The following is a 17,881-nucleotide window of genomic DNA, read 5'->3' as shown; positions in this document are numbered from 1 at the left end:
CTCTCCAGACTACGAGAGACCGACGGCTGGGCAACCGCTGCGTGCGGGGTTGATCAGTCGTGATCACCGATCTCGGCCAGCCGGGTGGCTTCGTCGGCCGTGATGCAGGAGTCGATCACGGCGTCGAGGGCGCCGTTCATGACCGTATCCAGGTTGTAGGCCTTGTAGCCGGTGCGGTGGTCCGCAATCCGGTTCTCCGGGAAGTTGTACGTGCGGATGCGCTCGGACCGGTCCATGGTGCGGATCTGGCCCTTGCGCACGAGGGAGGCGGCGGCGTCGATTTCTTCCTGCTGCCGGGCAAGAACGCGGGCACGCAGAACGCGCATGCCGGCTTCCTTGTTCTGCAGCTGGCTCTTCTCGTTCTGCATGGCCACGACGATGCCGGTCGGAAGGTGTGTGATGCGCACGGCGGAGTCGGTCGTGTTCACGGACTGGCCGCCGGGGCCGCTCGACCGGTACACGTCGATCTTGAGGTCGTTCGCACTGATCTCGACCTCTTCGGGCTCGTCGACCTCAGGGAAGACGAGCACGCCGGCGGCGGAGGTGTGGATGCGTCCCTGCGACTCGGTGGCCGGCACTCGCTGAACGCGGTGCACGCCCCCCTCGTACTTGAGGTGCGCCCAGACGCCCTCGGCAGGGTCGCTCACGTTGCCCTTGATGGCGAGCTGAATGTCTTTGATGCCGCCGAGGTCGCTCGTGGTCTGCTCGATGATCTCGGTTTTCCAGCGCTTCGACTCCGCATAGTGCAGGTACATGCGGAGCAGGTCGGCGGCGAATAGTGCGGATTCCGCACCGCCCTCCCCCATCTTGATCTCCATGATCACGTCGCGGGCGTCGAGCGGGTCGCGCGGAATCAGCAGGCGCCGCAGCTTTTCGGCCGCGTTTTCCAGCTGCTCCACCAGACCGGGGATCTCCGCGGCGAAGTCGGCGTCCTCGTCCGCGAGTTCCCGCGCGGCATCGAGATTCTCGCCGATCTCTTTCCACTCGTGCCAGGCCGCGATGATGCGGCTGAGCTCGGCATAGCGACGGTTGACCTTCTTCGATCGGGCCGGGTTCGCGTGCAGCTCGGGATCCGCCAGCTGAGACTGGAGCTCATCGTGCTCAGCCAGCAGAGTCAGGACAGACTCGAACATCAGTGGTCCTTGTCTGACCCACCGAGGGTCGGCATCGACTTCTGAACCTGCATCAGGAACTCGACGTTGGACGTGGTCTCCTTGAGACGACCGAGGATGACCTCCAGTGCCTGCTGCTGTTCTAGCCCGGCGAGGGCGCGTCGCAGTTTCCAAGTGATCTTGACTTCGTCCGCGCTCATCAGCATTTCTTCACGCCGGGTGCCGGATGCGTTGACATCCACCGCGGGGAAGATGCGTTTGTCGGCCAGGTGGCGCGACAGGCGGAGCTCCATGTTGCCCGTGCCCTTGAACTCCTCGAAGATAACCTCGTCCATCTTGGATCCGGTCTCCACCAGGGCGGAGGCGAGGATGGTGAGCGAGCCACCGTTCTCAATGTTGCGCGCCGCGCCGAAGAAACGCTTCGGCGGGTACAGCGCGGACGCGTCGACGCCGCCGGAGAGGATCCGGCCCGACGGCGGGGCCGTCAGATTGTAGGCGCGGCCCAGGCGGGTGATCGAGTCGAGCAGCACGACGACGTCGTGGCCCAGTTCGACGAGACGCTTGGCGCGCTCGATGGCGAGCTCGGCGACCGTGGTGTGGTCTTCGGCGGGACGGTCGAAGGTGGAGGCAATGACCTCACCCTTCACCGTGCGCTGCATGTCGGTGACCTCTTCGGGACGCTCATCGACCAGGACGACCATGAGGTGGACCTCGGGGTTGTTCGTGGCGATGGCGTTAGCAATCTGCTGCATGACGATGGTCTTGCCGGCCTTAGGCGGTGCGACAATCAGGCCGCGCTGTCCTTTACCGATCGGGGCGACCAGGTCGATGATCCGCTGCGTCAGCTTGCCCGGCTCGGTTTCGAGGCGCAGCCGCTCCGTCGGGTACAGCGGGGTGAGCTTCTGGAACTCGACGCGGTTCGCGGCCTCTTCGACGGTCAGGCCATTTATGGAGTCGACCTTGACGATCGCGTTGTACTTCTGGCGTCCGCTCTGATCGCCTTCGTGCGGCTGGCGGATGGAGCCGACGACGGCGTCGCCCTTGCGCAGGTTGTACTTCTTGACCTGGCCGAGCGAGACGTAGACGTCGCTCGCACCCGGCAGGTAGCCGGAGGTGCGCACGAACGCGTAGTTGTCGAGGATGTCGAGGATGCCGGCGACGGGGATCAGCACGTCGTCGTCGTTCAGCTCCGGCTCGAAGTCGTCGCCGGTGGTGACGCCGCGACGCTTGCGGTCACGGAAACGGTTGCGGTTGCTACGGCCGTTCAGGTCGTCTTCGAGTCCGGCGCGGTCGGGACCGGCGTTGCGCTCCTGACCCTGACGCTCTTGGCCCTGGTTGCGGTCCTGGCGGTCCTGACCCTGACGCTCCTGGCGGTCCTGGCGGTCCTGGGCGCGATCCTGGCTCTGCTGGGCCTGGCGGTCCTGACCCTGGTTGCGGTCCTGACCCTGGTTGCGGTCCTGATTCTGATTGTCCTGGCTCTGGCCCTGGCCGCGGTTGCCGGTCTGGCGTTGCTGACGGGCGGTCTCCTCACCGCGCTCGGCGCTACGCTCGGCGCCCTGCGTGCGGTCGCCCCCGCGGCTGCGGTTGCGGTTGCGGCCCTGTCGGGGCTGTTCCGTCTGCTCGGACAGTTCGCTCTGATCGGCGTGGTCGCCGCGCTCGGTCGATTCGGCCTGATCGGTGACGACGGTCTCGACCGGGGCGTGCTGCTCGGTTCCGGTCTCGGTGCCGGTATCGGTGCCGGACTGGGTTCCGGACTCCGTGGCGAATTCGTCGGCGTTGTTGCGCGCGTCGATGCTGTTGCGGGCATCGATGCTGTTGCGGGCGCCGCCGCTGCGGCCACCGCGTGAGCTACCGCGACGCGACCGGCCGGAACCGGTGGTCTCGGGTGCCGCCTCGGTGATCTCGGGGGTCTCCTCGGCCACGACTGCGGTCTCGGCGACCGCCTCTACCGGGGCAGCAGCCTCGGTGGTTGTTTCAGTCTCAATGGTGGGGGCCTCGGTGTCCACGATGGGGGCGGCGGCGGCTTCGGCCGCTGCCTTCACGGTGACCGACGTGGCACGTTTGCGAGCCTGGCGGGCCGGCTTCGTGGCCGGGACTACGGTCTCGGTCACGGGTGACTCCGGCAAGGCGCCGGCATAGGTGGTGGGGGCAGTGGTACGGCGGAGGGCCGCGGCGTCATCCGGAACGATCATGCCGATGCCCAGGTCGCCGTCAGCGTTGACGTGCGCCACGGCGGGAGCCGCGGTCGCGGTGGAGGCGCGGCGGGACACGCGCTTGCGCGGCGCGGCACCGGTGACGTTGGCAGCAACGTCGGTGGTCGAGGCCGCGTCGGTCGCGGCGTCGGCCGCGGGAATCGCCTCTTCGACGGGAACGGCGGCCGTGGTGTCGGCGGCCGTGGCCTCGGCGGCCGTGGTCTCGGCGGAGACACCCGAGGATGCGCTCTTGGCCTGCTCGGCGGTGATTGCTCCTACGAGCTCTCCCTTGCGAAGCTTTGATGCACCCGGGATACCCAGCTCGAGCGCCAGAGCCAGAAGCTCGGCGACGCGAAGGGTGGTGAGGTGCGAGGAATCCGCACCGGGGGTGAGGAGGTTGACGTCAGTCACGAAAATTGTCCTTTCCCCTGGCGTCATGCGAGCGGGCCAGGGAAGCTGTTGCGGCGTCTCACGCGCTGCGGGTGGTCCAATCCCAAAGTGATGTGGATTGAAGTGAACACACACAGCTACGCATAGATGATGCGATAGCAGTGAGTTACAGGGAATGCACCGGAGAAGAGAGCCGGGCGTTACGCGGTTTCATCGGGTGCACTTTTACTGTAGCAGAACGTAAGAACGCCGAGGACCGACCGGATACGGCGTGTCCTTGGCTTTCAGATACTCCTTGACCTGAGTGAGTCCTCACAGCCGTCAGCGATGAGTCACCGCTGCCGGGTCCAACCGGCTCGGTGCTCCGGCCTGCGTCCCGAACGAATTCGACGGAGATTTTGCCCAAATCGCACCTGATTCACCCGAAAGAGCGGTTTCACACGAGAATCTCCGTCGAATTGGTTCACCACCGGATCGGGCGCTGCGCCTGCGAGGAACACTGCCCGGGCGGTGCAGTCGACTGACCGACCGGGAGCGACACAACCGATCGATTCGGACTCGCTTCTCTAACGCTCGGTGCGGGTGACGGTTGCACCCAGCACGTCGACGGCCAGCATCAGCGCCTGCCAGGGCGTTTCGGACTCGGCGGCGATGAGCTCGGCCGCGACGAGTCGCTGCCCTGGGTCACTGGCCAGCACCAGGATCGATGGGCCGGCGCCGGAGACGACGGCGGCGAAGCCGTGCTCCCGGAGCAGGGTGATCAGCCGGTTGGTCTCCGGCATGGCGGCGGCACGGTAGCTCTGGTGCAGTTTGTCCTCGGTGGCCGCGAGGAGCAGTTCGGGGCTCTGAATCAGGGCCGCGATCAGCAGGGCCGAGCGCGACAGGTTGAAGACGGCGTCTTCGTGCGGCACGCTCTCGGGCTGCAGGCTGCGGGCGAGCGCCGTGGACATGGCGTGCTCCGGAACGAACACGAGCGGCTTGACGCCGCGGTGCACCATCAGCTTCTTGTGACGCGGTCCCTCGGGTGTCATCCACGCGATCGTGAGACCACCGAACAGGGCGGGCGCCACGTTGTCGGGGTGCCCCTCCATCTCAGTCGCGAGGGCCAGAAGCGCCTCCGCGTCGATGTCGACGATGCCCTCGAGCAGGCCCTTCGCGGCCATGATCCCGGCGACGATGGCGGCGCCGGACGAGCCCATGCCGCGGCCGTGCGGGATCTCGTTGTGGGCAACGAGGTTCAGTCCGGGCAGTTCCTGGCCGTAAGCGGCGAAGGCGTGGATGAGGGCGCGCACGACGAGGTTGGTCTCATCGGTGGGCACCACGCCTTCTCCGACGCCGTGCACCTCGACCGTGACGCCCGGCTCATCGCGAACGGAGACCTGGAGGTGGTCGTGGTGTGCCAGGGCCAGACCCAGGGTGTCGAAGCCGGGGCCGAGGTTGGCCGTGGTCGCCGGCACCTGCACGGTGACGGAACGGCCCGAGAGCACCGACTTGCCGGAGAGGGCCTCGGCGATGGTCATTTCTGGACCAGCCCGAGGACGCTGGCGATTTCGGCGGTGTCGACAGGCACGATGGTCGGCTTGACGTCGGAGCCGTCTGCGGTGCGGAGCGCCCACTGCGGGTCCTTCAGACCGTGGCCGGTGACCGTGAGTACCACGGTGGAGCCGGCCGGGATGAGCCCGGCTTCGGCGCGTTCGAGCAGGCCGGCGACGCTGATCGCGGAGGCCGGCTCGACGAAGATGCCGACCTCGGCCGACAGGATGCGGTAGGCCTCGAGGATCTTTTCGTCGCTGATCGCGCCGAAGTAGCCGTCGGTCAGGGTACGCGCGGCGAGGGCGAGGTCCCAGGATGCCGGGTTGCCGATGCGGATGGCGCTGGCGATGGTCTCCGGGTGGTCGACGCGGTGGCCGAGCACGATCGGGGCGCTGCCAGCAGCCTGGAACCCGAACATGCGCGGCAGCTTCGTAGTGGCGCCGCGCTCGAGCTCTTCGGTGTACCCGCGCGTGTAGGCGGTGTAGTTGCCAGCATTGCCGACGGGGACGATGTGGATGTCCGGCGCGTCTTCCAGCACCTCGACGACCTCGAAGGCGGCCGTCTTCTGGCCTTCGATCCGGTCGGGGTTGACCGAATTGACCAGGTGCACGGGGTAATTCGCGGAGAGGTCGCGGGCGATGTCGAGGCAGTCGTCGAAATTGCCCTGCACCTGCAGCAGCTGCGCGTTGTGTGCGATGGCCTGGCTGAGCTTGCCCATGGCGATCTTGCCCTCGGGCACCAGCACGACGGCCTGGATTCCGGCGTGGGTCGCGTAGGCGGCGGCCGACGCGGAGGTGTTGCCGGTGGACGCGCAGATGACGGCCTTGGCACCGTCTTCGACGGCCTTGGAGATGGCCATGGTCATGCCGCGGTCCTTGAAGGAACCGGTCGGGTTCATGCCCTCGTACTTGATCCAGACCTTCGCGCCCGTGCGAACGGAGAGCGCCGGAGCCGGAATCAGCGGGGTGCCCCCCTCGCCGAGAGTGATGATGGGCGTCGCATCCGTGATGTTGAGGCGGTCCGCGTACTCGCGCAGCACGCCGCGCCACTGCCGGGAAGCCGTCTTCACGACTGGTTTCGGCAGAGTCTCTCGTTCGCTGGACATCAGGCTCCTTCAACTCTCAAAACGGATGCGACATTGGTGACAAATCTGTTCGCGGCGAGGTCTGTCACGGTGGCCGCCAGGGCGGCCTCCGTAGCCTCGTGCGTTCCGATAACTAGGGTAGCCGTGGCGGAGACGGCGGAGCGACTCGCGGTGCCCGGCTGGGCCGGCGTCATCGACTGCTCGACCAGGGCCAGGGACACGCCGTGGTCGCTGAACACGCTGGCGAGCGTGGCGAGAACGCCGGGTTCGTCGGTAACTTCCAGGGTGACGGCGTAGCGCGTGACGATCTGGCCGATGTCGAAGACCGGCAGGTCGGCGTGCTGGGACGCGGGAACGCCGGGGCCACCGGCGATGTGGCGGCGGGCCAGTGACACCAGGTCGCCGAGCACGGCGGACGCCGTCTCCACTCCCCCGGCGCCGGCGCCGTAGAACATCAAGCTGCCGGCCGACTCCGCTTCGACAAAAACCGCGTTGTTGGCGCCGTGCACGGAGGCGAGCGGGTGGCTGCGGTGAACCATGGCCGGGTAGACCCGGGCGGAGACGCCCTGCTGGCCGCTTTCGGCGTCGACGAGGCGTTCGCAGATGGCGAGCAGCTTCACGACGTAGCCGGCCTTGCGGGCTGAGTCGATCTGCGCGGGCGTGATGGCGGTGATGCCCTCGCGGTAGACGGATGCGAGCGGCACGGTCGTGTGGAAGGCGAGGCTGGCCAGAATGGCCGCCTTCTGCGCCGCGTCGTACCCGCCGATGTCGGCGGTCGGGTCGGCCTCGGCGTAGCCGAGGTCGGTGGCCAGGGCGAGAGCCTCCTCGAGGGTGTCCCCCTCAGTGTCCATCCGGTCGAGGATGAAGTTGGTGGTGCCGTTCACGATGCCGAGGATGCGGTTGACCTGGTCGCCGCCGAGACTCTCGCCAAGCGGCCGAACGATCGGGATCGCACCGGCCACGGCCGCCTCGTACTTCAGCTGTGCGCCGACCTGGTCGGCGGCGGCGAAGAGTTCGGGCCCGTGGGTGGCCAGCAACGCCTTGTTGGCGGTGACGACATCCGCCCCCGAGTTGATCGCCATCAGAATGTATGAGCGTGCGGGCTCGATGCCGCCCATCAACTCGATGACGACGTCGGCGCCGAGGATCAGGGTCTCGGCGTCGGTGGTGAACAGCTCGCGGGGCAGTTCGACGGTGCGCTCGGCGTCGACGTCGCGCACCAGGATGCCGACGAGCTCGAGGCTGGCACCCACCCGGTTGGCGAGTTCTTCACTGTTTTCGAGCAGCAGCCGGGCGACCTGAGCGCCGACGGAGCCGCCTCCCAGCAGTGCGACGCGCAGATTGCGGTATTCGATCATCGGGCGGGTTCCTTCGGTAGATCGGTCGAGCCGGTGGTCGAGCCGGTGGTCGAGCCGGTCGAGGCCGAGACCCCGGTGTCGCGGGCGAGCAGGTCGGCGATGGTCTCGCCGCGCACCAGCATCCGCGGGATGCCGCCGGCCACCGCGACCACGGCCGGCCGGCCGAGGAAGTTGTAGTTGTTCGACAGCGACCAGCAGTAGGCGCCGGTGGCCGCGACGGCCACCAGGTCGCCCGGGGCCACGTCGCCGGGGAGATAGTCAGCGTCGACGACGATGTCGCCGCTCTCGCAGTGCTTGCCGGCGAGGCGCACCAGCACCGGGTCGGCCGCCGACACGCGGCCGGCGAGCCGCACGGTGTAGTCGGCGCCGTAGAGGGCGGGGCGGGCGTTGTCGCTCATGCCTCCGTCGACACTGACATAGAGGCGCGGGCTGCCGGCCACGTCGACGGACTTGGTGGTTCCGACCTCGTAGAGGGTGATTCCGGCCGGGCCGATGATGCAACGTCCCGGCTCGAAGGCGACCACGGGCACCGGGATGCCGAGGGCGCTGCACTGCGCGGCGACGATGTCGGCCAGGCTGGCCGCGAGCTCGCCGATCGGGGTGGGGGTGTCGGCCAGGGTGTAGGCGATGCCGAAGCCGCCTCCGAGGTTCAGCTCGGGGACGGGGCCGCCTGCGAGCAGGGCGGCGTGCACGGCGAGGAGGCGCGACGCGGATTCGGCGAAGCCGTCGGCGCCGAAGATCTGCGAGCCGATGTGGCAGTGCAGGCCGCGGAAGCCCAGGCTCGACTCGGCCCGGATGAGGCCCACCAGCGCCGCGGCGTCATCGAGCGTCACGCCGAACTTCTGGTCTTCGTGCGCCGTGGCGAGGAATGCGTGGGTGTGCGCGTGCACGCCGCTGTTCACGCGCAGCCGAACGGCCTGCACGATGCCGTGCCGGGCGGCGGCCGCGGCGACGCGCCCGATTTCGACCAGGCTGTCGATCACGATGGTGCCGACGCCGACGCGGCAGGCCTCGTCGATCTCGGCCAGGGATTTGTTGTTGCCGTGATAGCCGAGCCGGTTCGGCGGGCTGCCGGCCGCCAGCGCCACGGCGAGTTCGCCGCCGCTGCAGACGTCGATGTTGAGACCTTCGGCCAGCATCCAACGGGCGATCTCGGTGGACAGGAACGCTTTGCCGGCGTAGTAGATGTGCACGCTCGTACCGATGCGAGCGAACTCGGCCTCGAAGGCGGCGCGGAGCGAGGCCGCGCGGGCGCGGGCATCCGTTTCGTCGACCAGATAAAGAGGAGTGCCGAATTCGGCGGCTAGGGCGGAGGCGGTGCAGCCGCCGATGAGGAGTTCCCCCTGCGGGGTGCGGTCGATGGTGGCCGGCCAGAGGCCATCGGCGAGCGCATTGGCGTCGTCGGACAGGCAAAGCCAGTCGGGGGCGAGTGGGTTGGTGGCCACGGGTGAAAACCTCACGGGAAATGTCGAGTGGGTGTCTCACTGAGTGGCGAGCGAACCCGGATTGGTCCCTGAAGCCAGTGAAAGGATGCCGTCGGCTGCGACCGGGGACCTGTTCCGAGTGTAGCGAACGCCGCCGGTGCGCGCCGAATCGCGTTACGTCCCGCTGCGTGGCGGGCTGCGCGGGCTGGGCAGCGGGGCGGGCTGCGGTCAGACCAGCGCGGCAGTTTCGGCCACGTCGACGATCCACGCCTCCGGGTCGATCATTACGCTCGAGCCGCTGCTGCACCAGATGCGCCGCATCTTGAGAAGCATCTTCTCCGCTTCCCGGATGGTGCCCAGTTCCAGGTCGACCATGACGAAGTTCGGATCGGTCACCGAGCGGAAAATCGTATAGCGGATCACCCCGGATCCGCGGCGGTCGGCCGGGTCCAGATCGAAGGCACGTTTCCAGCGGCCATAGTCGGGCACGGGGTGTTGAATGCGCAACAACGTCATGGTGCCTCCTCGAAAAGGCGAATGCGCGACCGGCGGATACCTCGAGTGTACGACCCCGCGGGCGTCGTGTCAGGCCCCGGTTTGATTACGGTCCGAACGATGTGCGAGCGTGTCGGCGTGCTGCCAGGGCATGAAGTGCGGGGTCAACCGGCGGTGCAGCTGCCGAGGGTGGTCAACGACTGTCGGCTCAGCGTCAACGAGCTCGACTGCAGCGTGAGTCGCGCTCGATCCGCGGTCACGTTCACTCCGGCGAGGGTGACCCCCTCGGGGAGGTACTGGGCCACGCAGATGCGGAGCGGTTCCTCACCCAGAACACGAGACAGCAGGTTGCCGGCGTTGATGCTGCCGCCGCCTGAGGTGACGCTGGCACCGCTCGGCGTGAGCAGCAGTGCGTCGGCGTCCACGCTCGGCGTCGCCGAGGCGCGGTAGCCGATCGGGAAGCCGAGCACCTCCAGGCTGCCGCTGTAGCTGATCTCGTCCTTCCCGAGTTCGACGCCGGCGTCGGGGACATTGCTCGGCAGAGCCTGGCTCAGCAGGGTGTTGAGGGCATCGGGTTCGAGGTCGATGATGCCGCGCACGTCGCCGACGGGCTGGGATTGGTCGAGCGGGACATCCGTCGCCACGACGTGCACGGATGCCGGCACGCCGTCCACGGTCAGGGTGCCTGATTCCAGGGCCACCCGGTCGAAGCTGCCGCCGAGGTACTGTGCGATGACCGACAGGCCTCCGATGGAGACGGCCACGTCCCCCGTCACGGTGTCGGGCAGGTTCGAGGCGATCTCCTGCTCGATCTGGCCCTCGGCGTAGCTGCGCAGGCCCCCGTCGACGAAGAAGAAAGCAGCGACGAGCCCGACCACGACCAGACCCGCGACGATGAACGCCCCGAGCCCGCGACGACGGGATTTCCTGGCGGACGCGTCCATGCCTACATGCGTTCCGGTGCGGAGACGCCGAGCAGGCCGAGGCCGTTGCGGATGACCTGGCCGGTGGCGTCGTTGAGCCAGAGCCGGGTGCGGTGCAGGTCGGTGATCGGTTCGTCGCCGAGCGGGATCACCCGGCAGCTGTCGTACCAGCGGTGGTAGTAGCCGGCAACCTCTTCGATGTAGCGGGCGATACGGTGGGGCTCGCGCAGTTCGGCGGCCTGCGCGACGACGCGCGGGTATTCCTGCAACACGCCGAGCAGGGCCGATTCGCTGTCGTGGGTGAGTAGCTCCGGGGCGAATGCGGTGCGTTCCACCCCCGCGGTGGCCGCGTTGCGGGCGACCGAGCAGGTACGGGCATGCGCATACTGCACGTAGAAGACCGGGTTCTCGTTGGTGCGCTTGCCGAGCAGGTCGAGGTCGATGTCGAGCTGAGTGTCGCTGCTGGAGCGCACTAGGGAGTAGCGGCCGGCGTCCACGCCGACGGCGTCGACGAGGTCGTCGAGGGTGACGATCGTTCCGGCGCGCTTGCTCATCCGCACCGGTTCGCCGTTGCGCAGCAGGTTGACCATCTGGCCGATCAGAATCTGCAGGTTCACACCGGGCACGTCGCCGAAGGCCTCGACCATGGCCATCATGCGGCCGACATAGCCATGGTGGTCGGCGCCGAGCATGATCAGGTTCTGGTCGAAACCGCGCTCACGCTTGTCGAGGTAGTAGCCGAGGTCACCGGAGATGTAGGCCGGTTCGCCGTTGGAACGGATGATGACGCGGTCGCGGTCATCGCCGAACGTGGTCGTGCGCAGCCAGATGGCCCCGTCTTCTTCGAAGATGTGGCCCTGTTCGCGCAGCCGTTCGATGGCCCGGTTGACGGCGCCGGACTCGTGCAGGGAATCTTCGTGGAAGTACACGTCGAAATCCACGCCGAAGCCGTGCAGCTTCTCCTTGATCTCGGTGAACATCAAATCGACGCCGACGCTGCGGAACACTTCCTGCTGCTCGTCGCGGGCCAGCACCGCGATGTCGCCTTCGTGGCTGGCCACGACCTGGTCGGCGATGTCTCCGATGTAGGCGCCGCCGTAACCGTCTTCGGGGGTGGGCTCGCCGAGGTAGCCGGCGAGCACGCTGCGGGCGAAGCGGTCGATCTGCGAGCCGTGGTCGTTGAAGTAGTACTCGCGGGTGACGTCGGCGCCCTCCGCCTGCAGCACCCGGGCCAGGCTGTCACCCACGGCCGCCCAGCGCACGCCGCCCATGTGGATGGGGCCGGTGGGGTTGGCGGACACGAATTCGAGGTTGATCTTGAGGCCGTCGTAGAGGTGCCCGGTGCCGTAAGCGGGGCCCGCATCGACGATGGTCTTGGCGAGTGCGCCGGCGGCGGCGGCCTCGAGACGGATGTTGATGAAGCCGGGTCCGGCGACGTCCACCGAGGCCACGTCGGGAAGCTGTTCCAGGCCGGCAGCCAGTTCGGCGGCCACCTCGCGCGGGTTGGAGCCGAGTGGCTTGGCGATCTTCATCGCGATGCTGGAGGCCCAATCACCGTGGTCGCGGTTTCTCGGACGCTCGAGGGTGACATCCGCCCCGGTCAGGTTGACGTCGGTCACGTCGATTCCGGCCTCGCGTCGACTCTCGCTCAACTGGAGGATGAGGTCTAGCAGGGATTGGGAAAGCTCAGCGGGAGTCACGACTAGCAAGCTTACCGGCCCGGTCACAGACAACCCTCTTGGTAAGGTCAAGCGTGACTCACTCCCTCTCGCCCAGACTCCCGCGCGGACGGCTCCTGCGCACCACCCTTCTCCTTGCCACCGGCACGGTCGCCGTCGTGGCGCTGGCTGCCTGCGGTTCGGGTTCCACCCCGGAAAGCAGCCCGTCGGCAGCGTCGCCATCAGCTACTCCCGGGTCGACGTCGGACGCGACGCAGACACCGGGGCCCACCGCGACGCCGACGCCCACCCCCACGGCAGCAGGCACCCCGGTCACATTTACCTGCGACCAGGTGCTCACCCTCGACGACGTCTACGCCTTCAACCCGAGCTACGGCACCGCCCCCGGTTTCGAGCCGACCATCGCCGCGGGTCAGACGGCGGCAGAGTACCAGGGGCTGAATTGCGGACTGCTCAATCAATCCAGCGACGGAACGATCGAGGTCTCGGTGACCCAGCCCAACGACGTGCTGCTGTCGCAGCTGAAGAACGATGCCATCAGCTCCAGCCAGATCGTTCCCACGTATGGCACGCCGCCCGCCGTCGAGGGCTATTTTTCGGCTGCCGGCGGCATTGGTGTGGCTCAGGTCTTCACCTCCACCTACTGGATCACGGTGGGCTCGAGCGAGTTCGTCGAGCCGGGCGACGCCGAGTCACTCGTTTCCGCGGCGATCGCGAACCTGCAGTAACACGCCCGGGCGGACCGCGCGGCGGAACCCACCTGAACCTGCCCGAACCTGCCGAATTCGGCCTTTCCGGTCGAGTTCGGATGGTGTGCCGGGCGGGCTCGACCGCATCCGTCGAACTCGATGCGGAACATCGCCTGCCAAGATGCTGATAACCTAGTGTTTTCCCTGGCCCCCATAGCTCAGGGGATAGAGCACTGCCCTCCGGAGGCAGGGGCGGCAGTTCGAATCTGCCTGGGGGCACAACTGTCAGAGTCCGTGCGAACACTGGGTCGCGGGCTAATCGGCGACACGATCTCAAGGCTTTGTCACGCCGTTTGCCCACACTGGCCCACAGCTCCTCGCCGCCGACTCTGATGCCTTGCCGCTCGGCTACGCCCGGATGCGTGACCCGGTAGGTGTGCGGCATGAAGTCCTCGCCGACGAGGCTCGGCGTCGCTATGCCGTGGTCGCACCGGTCACCCGCGCCACCGACAGGTCAGCGATGACCATTGAGCCACACCGGGACGGGACCGCCGCCATCCGATGGGTACGCCGATCAGCTGAGGAGCGCGACGGGATCACGTGGACGTCGGCGCCCGCGGCGGTCGGTCGGGTCTGGGAGCACGTCGTCGGAGCCCCACCGCAACGACTCGAGACCGCGGTACTTACAGACGATGGCCGGGGACGGCTGCCACCAAGACCTTCCCCCCGTTCGAATCCGGAAGCAGCGTGGTTGCCGTGCCCCGGCCCCTCCGGAATCGCGTGCAACGCGGAGAATACCGCTACCGCCTCTGGAGCTCCGGGCCCGGTGGTGGACCGATTCGACGGAGATTCTGGTCTGAAACCACATTTTTGGGCTTCCTGGGGCAGTTTCGGGCAGAATCTCCGTCGAATTCGTTCGGGAGAGAGTTGCTGCTCAGCCAGTGACGAGAAGACACGGGAGTCCCGGAACGCTCGCTCAGGAACCACGGACCGCTCCCCTAGAAGTCGCGGAACCCACGCTCATCCCGCGTCGCGGTCGATCGCCTATGCCGGCTTAGGAGCAACTGCCCCGCCCCTTGACCCGCCCCTGCCCGCGACGCAGGTCGAGCCCGTCGAGACCCGGTCAGGAACCCACTCGAGGTTCCCGCGACGCGGATCGAGCCCGTCGAGACCAAGCGCTACAGCGCTGCCCTCTTGCTCGGCAACGCCACCAGCGTCTGCTTGGGGTCTACCTCGATCGGTGGCCTCAGCCAGTACTGCGTTCCGGTGCGGCTGATCGTCCAGTGCTGGTTGTGCAGCAGCAGATGGTGGGGATGGCAGAGGAGTGCCCCGTCGGCAAGGTCCGTACATCCGTTGTTTTTGAGCCACTCGTTGATGTGATGCGCTTCTGCCCACGCTGGCGGTTTCTCACAGTCGATCCAGAGGCATCCGCCGTCGCGTACTGCCATTGCGGCGCGCTGTTTCTCGGTGAAGAGTCGATCGTCGCGGCCGACGTTGATGATCTGGCCGTTGTCGTCGAATTTGATGCCGCGGGTCCCGGTGTCGCAGAGGAGTCGGTCGATGGTTTCCTGCGAGATGGGGACCGGGTTGCCCTCGAGCTGCCCATGAGCGGCCCCTTCGGCGGGTTCGACGGGTTCGACGGGTTCGACGGGTTCGACGGGTTCGACGGGTTCGACGGGCCCAGATTCGCCCGTTTCAGTCTGGACGGTCGTCGGCGCCGGCCCGGTCTGACCGGCTGCCCGGTCTGCCCGGTCTGCCCGGTCTGACCGGCCGGGCCACCTTTCAACGCCTTCTCGGTCACGATCACGCGCACCGAGGGGCGGCGGCCGCCGAAGACCCGGCCCGGGTCGGCCTCGCCGGCGATTTTGAGCAGCTGCACGAGGGAGTCCGCGGCGATCTGTTCGGTCGTGCGGAGGTCGTCTTGCATCTTCTTTGCCCAGGCTGCCCGCTCTGCGTCCACGAATCGCACCCCGCCGCGGCGCGGGCCCGTGATCGAGTCGAAGGTGGAGAGCACGAACTCGCCATCTTCGGGCGCGAACAGCCCGTTCAGGCGCACGGTGCCGTTGCCCAGCCGGTAGACCCGCAGGTAGCGGTCGTCGTAGGCCTGCTTCTCGCGGGCGGCAATGCCGGCCTCATCGAGCCGGTCGCGCATCCGTCTCGCCTGCTTGAACACCTGATCGGCATTCAGCGACGACACCTCCGCCAGGAGCGCTTCCAGCGCCACCGCGAGCTTCTCGGCGGTAACTGCCGCATCGATCTGGCCGAGCCCCGCGCGGATCGCCTCGGCCGCGTCAACCGAGAGCGTGCCGGCGGTGACGGCCCGGGCGATCGGCGCCTGCCACGGCACCTTCGCCTCGAACTCGGCGACCTCGGCGGCATCCCTGTCGGGCGAGGACAGCGCCGCCTCGACGAGCCTGTCGGCCGCCTCGGCATCGGCCATCATTGTGCCGACCGCGACCAGCTTGTAGGCGTCGCCCTTGGACGAGCCGGTCGAGTTCTGAATCAGGGCCTCCGGGGAGAGATACCCCTGCTGCGCCGCCAAACCCGAGTGCCCGAGCTCCGGTCGGGAACGCTCGGCGATGGTCGCCGCCATCCAGGCAGCATAGGTATCGACGAGACGGCGGATCGAAGCGATTCGCTTCTGACCGGCCAACACCTCGGCATCAGGAAGGGCCGAGAAGTCAGCGCATGACGAGCCCAGCAGGGCCACGGCATCGGCCGCCTGCCTGAGGTCTTCCGCGAGGTTGGTCATGTTACGAGGATACCTCATTGCGTACACATAGTCGAGTGTTCGTCAGATGGTTGCGGATTTTTGGAGGTTGAGATTCGAAGTTCTGTTCATCGACCTTGGAGGCATCGCTTCGGGTCTCGCCCAGCTCGACCACCGGGTCGGGAGCCCTCTGAGGCTGGGCGGCCGCCCCGTTGTCCCCGGGAACAGCCGGGCCTACCATGTGTCGCAGCCCCACTTCGGGGACCGAGCGTCGTTGCCTTGCCTCGGCGGGTTGCCGCACACAGGTCTCGGGCATTGCTCCGGATGTCCGCGTCCAGCACACCACAGGACGGGACTGACCATGAGCCAGTATCTATTTGGAGCGAACTAGGTGGACGAGGGCATCAGGGGCTTCATGCGCGAAGGCGGAACCGGCCGTCGGAAGGCGCTGGTCGCAGCCCTCAAATCGGTGGGTGGGTCGGTCGGTCGGTCGGTCGGTCGGTCGAGAGTTTCTACTACGCCTTCGGGGAGACCGACGTTCTGGGGGTCATCGAGGTTCCGGAGCAGTCCGACGCCGCCAAGAAAACGCCGGCGTATCGGGCTCCCGGCCAGTAGGTCTGCGGCGGCGTTCTCCCGCTCTAGCGGCGCATCCATGGGCACTCGGATGCGGTGACGCCCCGAGCCGGATGGCCATCGGCTGACACCTACTCCAGCCAGTTGCCCGGAACGACGACGACCAGTCTGCAGCGCGGACATCGGTGACAGGACTCGAGCCCCTGAGCGGTGTCCACACCGTCGGGGGTCATTTCGGCCCCGCACGCCGGACACACCGGGCCGTCACCGTCGAAAGCGAACTCTTCCATTACTCCAGTCTGCGGCGTCCGTGCGGGCCGGTGCCGCGGCAACCGTCTCGCGCGCATCGTGCGCCGTTGCGCGCGTGGCACGCGACGGGCGCAGCGGCGCAGTTCCGGCGCGACGCCGATTGGCGGCGACGCGGACGGGGAATCGGCACGCGACGCGGAAAGGGAAGCAGTGCGGGGAACGACCGGGCACTGTGCCATGCTGACCGAATCGACGATCGGGGGCTCTCAGTGGTGCGTGACCACGGCTCCGAAGACGCGTACTCGCTGGCCCAGCGCGATCCGGCCTACCTCGCAGCGGTTCGGGTCGCTTACTCGGGAGAGAAGAACGTGCTCAACGCCCTGTGGTGGGCGACTCACCCCGCCGAGGCGGCACCGGATGGCTCACCGTCCCCGGCAAACCAGCTGCGCGACCTCCAGAAGCGCGTCTTCTCGGCGAACGGCGACTTCGTCGGCGATCCGAAGGCCACCGCCGCGCTGCGGGAGCTGCAGGCCACGGTGGCCGCCGACCGTGCCGCGATCGCCGCCGCGATCCGTGCGGCCGAATTCGAGGTCAACACCCAGCCGCCCCGCTCCCCCGGTGAGTCGACGGCACCGAGGAATACTGGTCCCCGGACGATGCACGAGGGGACGTCCGAGGGTTCGCTTCAACCGTTTTTCGAGGAGGTACTCGACGAGACTGCGCTGCCCGCCGGGGGACGCGACCGCAACGCCCTCCTGGTTCTCAGCATCCTTGTCGCACTGGGTGTCGGTTTCGTCGTCGGCACTCAAACGAATGCCTCGCTCGTCACCGCATCGCCTTCTGCGGATCCCGTGAACGCGGAGGACACCTGCGGCCAAGTGAGTGACGTTGTGACGCTGATGCACAATGCGTACGGCTCGCTGCTCGCAGAGCCCTCAACCCAGCGGGAGTTCGAGGGAGCCGCACGGCTCGTTGCGCGACTGAGCGCCCGCGTGGACACCGTGCCCGGCTCCGCGGTGGCGGACCACGTGGAGGCCCTGAAGGGCCTGCTGCCGTCGTCGGCCAGCGAGCAGATCGATCCGCTGTCGACAGAGTGGGGGCAGGCTCTGGCCCGTGTCAGCGCGGCCTGCAGTGCTGCCGGGTTCGACATCAGCGTGGACGCCTGGATTGGCAGCTGACGGCACCGGCCCGGTCGGGAGCGCGATTTCTCGGATGCATGGACCTTCGGTTCGATGACCTGGATTTTCCGTCTTGGCCGCCCGCTCCGCGCGATCAAGCGGTGCGCTCTACGCCCGCCAGAATCGCGGTGCCGAGCTCGGCCGGCCTGGTGAACTGGAGCCAGTGCCTGGTGGGCAGGTCCACGTACTCGACGTCGTGCAGGCGGGCCAGCTCCGCCACGAACGAATACCCGGCGGCGATCCACTCGGTGAGCAGCGCGGACGGGATCTCGCAGGAGCGGTGCGGAGGCAT

The 17,881-nt window shown here is 67.6% G+C and carries 13 protein-coding genes, 1 tRNA gene and 1 pseudogene; 3 read left to right on the top strand and 12 right to left on the bottom strand.

What is annotated here, in order from left to right:
• Nucleotides 1-53 precede the first annotated feature (53 nt).
• From prfA to argS, 9 genes are all read right to left on the bottom strand, one after another.
• Nucleotides 54-1,133, bottom strand: coding sequence for a peptide chain release factor 1 (gene prfA, locus E3N94_RS00470; protein WP_134343233.1), 1,080 nt, complete (start codon nt 1,131-1,133; stop codon nt 54-56).
• A complete protein-coding gene (gene rho / locus E3N94_RS00465; RefSeq protein WP_134569593.1) occupies nt 1,133-3,742 on the bottom strand; it encodes a transcription termination factor Rho in 2,610 nt (869 codons plus the stop codon). Before rho ends, prfA begins: the two co-directional genes overlap by 1 nt.
• Before the next feature lie 518 nt (nt 3,743-4,260).
• The gene (gene thrB, locus E3N94_RS00460; RefSeq protein WP_104099692.1) at nt 4,261-5,214 is read right to left on the bottom strand and encodes a homoserine kinase; all 954 of its coding nucleotides are present in this window, start codon (nt 5,212-5,214) and stop codon (nt 4,261-4,263) included.
• Complete coding sequence (gene thrC, locus E3N94_RS00455; RefSeq protein ID WP_134343235.1) at nt 5,211-6,332, bottom strand: threonine synthase; 1,122 nt, start codon at nt 6,330-6,332, stop codon at nt 5,211-5,213. Before thrC ends, thrB begins: the two co-directional genes overlap by 4 nt.
• On the bottom strand, nt 6,332-7,669 hold the full coding sequence (locus E3N94_RS00450; protein ID WP_104099690.1) for a homoserine dehydrogenase: 1,338 nt from the start codon (nt 7,667-7,669) through the stop codon (nt 6,332-6,334). The genes thrC and E3N94_RS00450 overlap by 1 nt, the downstream gene beginning before the upstream one ends.
• Nucleotides 7,666-9,114, bottom strand: coding sequence for a diaminopimelate decarboxylase (lysA, locus tag E3N94_RS00445; protein WP_134569592.1), 1,449 nt, complete (start codon nt 9,112-9,114; stop codon nt 7,666-7,668). The genes E3N94_RS00450 and lysA overlap by 4 nt, the downstream gene beginning before the upstream one ends.
• Nucleotides 9,115-9,321: 207 nt before the next feature.
• On the bottom strand, nt 9,322-9,609 hold the full coding sequence (locus E3N94_RS00440; protein WP_134373562.1) for a hypothetical protein: 288 nt from the start codon (nt 9,607-9,609) through the stop codon (nt 9,322-9,324).
• A 143-nt stretch (nt 9,610-9,752) separates the two neighbouring features.
• On the bottom strand, nt 9,753-10,532 hold the full coding sequence (locus E3N94_RS00435; RefSeq protein WP_134419484.1) for a DUF2993 domain-containing protein: 780 nt from the start codon (nt 10,530-10,532) through the stop codon (nt 9,753-9,755).
• Nucleotides 10,533-10,534: 2 nt separating this feature from the next.
• Nucleotides 10,535-12,211: an arginine--tRNA ligase gene (gene argS, locus E3N94_RS00430; protein ID WP_134419483.1), complete on the bottom strand. Its 1,677-nt coding sequence runs from the start codon at nt 12,209-12,211 to the stop codon at nt 10,535-10,537.
• Nucleotides 12,212-12,264: 53 nt separating this feature from the next.
• Here argS and E3N94_RS00425 point away from each other — a divergent pair, with 53 nt between their 5' ends.
• Both E3N94_RS00425 and E3N94_RS00420 read left to right on the top strand, forming a co-directional pair.
• Nucleotides 12,265-12,918: an iron ABC transporter ATP-binding protein gene (locus E3N94_RS00425; RefSeq protein WP_134419481.1), complete on the top strand. Its 654-nt coding sequence runs from the start codon at nt 12,265-12,267 to the stop codon at nt 12,916-12,918.
• 168 nt (nt 12,919-13,086) lie between these two features.
• A tRNA-Arg gene (locus E3N94_RS00420) sits at nt 13,087-13,158 on the top strand.
• A gap of 967 nt (nt 13,159-14,125) precedes the next feature.
• On the opposite strand, the gene E3N94_RS00415 is transcribed toward E3N94_RS00420, so the two are convergent.
• Together E3N94_RS00415 and E3N94_RS16340 are read right to left on the bottom strand one after the other, a co-directional pair.
• A complete protein-coding gene (locus E3N94_RS00415; protein WP_166790021.1) occupies nt 14,126-15,631 on the bottom strand; it encodes a DUF222 domain-containing protein in 1,506 nt (501 codons plus the stop codon).
• Between the two features lie 662 nt (nt 15,632-16,293).
• Entirely contained in the window at nt 16,294-16,452 is a 159-nt protein-coding gene (locus tag E3N94_RS16340) for a hypothetical protein (RefSeq protein ID WP_166785329.1), read from the bottom strand.
• 228 nt (nt 16,453-16,680) lie between these two features.
• Between E3N94_RS16340 and E3N94_RS00405 the strand changes: the two genes are divergently transcribed.
• Nucleotides 16,681-17,589, top strand: a complete 909-nt coding sequence (locus E3N94_RS00405; RefSeq protein ID WP_166790020.1) for a hypothetical protein — start codon at nt 16,681-16,683, stop codon at nt 17,587-17,589.
• A gap of 94 nt (nt 17,590-17,683) precedes the next feature.
• Here the strand turns inward: E3N94_RS00405 and E3N94_RS00400 are convergent.
• Nucleotides 17,684-17,866: pseudogene (locus tag E3N94_RS00400) on the bottom strand (alpha/beta hydrolase); the annotation flags it as partial.
• Nucleotides 17,867-17,881: the final 15 nt, after the last annotated feature.

Source organism: Cryobacterium sp. Sr3 (assembly GCF_004402835.1).
Classification (GTDB): domain Bacteria; phylum Actinomycetota; class Actinomycetes; order Actinomycetales; family Microbacteriaceae; genus Cryobacterium; species Cryobacterium sandaracinum.
The sequence above is the reverse complement of the archived record's forward strand: the minus strand, read 5'-3'. Positions and strand labels throughout refer to the sequence as shown.

Coding starts and splice junctions, on each gene's coding strand:
- rho (WP_134569593.1), bottom strand. CDS start 3,742: ATGACGCCAGGGGAAAGGACAATTTTCGTGACTGACGTCAACCTCCTC.
- prfA (WP_134343233.1), bottom strand. CDS start 1,133: ATGTTCGAGTCTGTCCTGACTCTGCTGGCTGAGCACGATGAGCTCCAG.
- E3N94_RS00440 (WP_134373562.1), bottom strand. CDS start 9,609: ATGACGTTGTTGCGCATTCAACACCCCGTGCCCGACTATGGCCGCTGG.
- E3N94_RS16340 (WP_166785329.1), bottom strand. CDS start 16,452: ATGGAAGAGTTCGCTTTCGACGGTGACGGCCCGGTGTGTCCGGCGTGC.
- E3N94_RS00415 (WP_166790021.1), bottom strand. CDS start 15,631: ATGACCAACCTCGCGGAAGACCTCAGGCAGGCGGCCGATGCCGTGGCC.
- E3N94_RS00435 (WP_134419484.1), bottom strand. CDS start 10,532: ATGGACGCGTCCGCCAGGAAATCCCGTCGTCGCGGGCTCGGGGCGTTC.
- thrB (WP_104099692.1), bottom strand. CDS start 5,214: ATGACCATCGCCGAGGCCCTCTCCGGCAAGTCGGTGCTCTCGGGCCGT.
- thrC (WP_134343235.1), bottom strand. CDS start 6,332: ATGTCCAGCGAACGAGAGACTCTGCCGAAACCAGTCGTGAAGACGGCT.
- E3N94_RS00450 (WP_104099690.1), bottom strand. CDS start 7,669: ATGATCGAATACCGCAATCTGCGCGTCGCACTGCTGGGAGGCGGCTCC.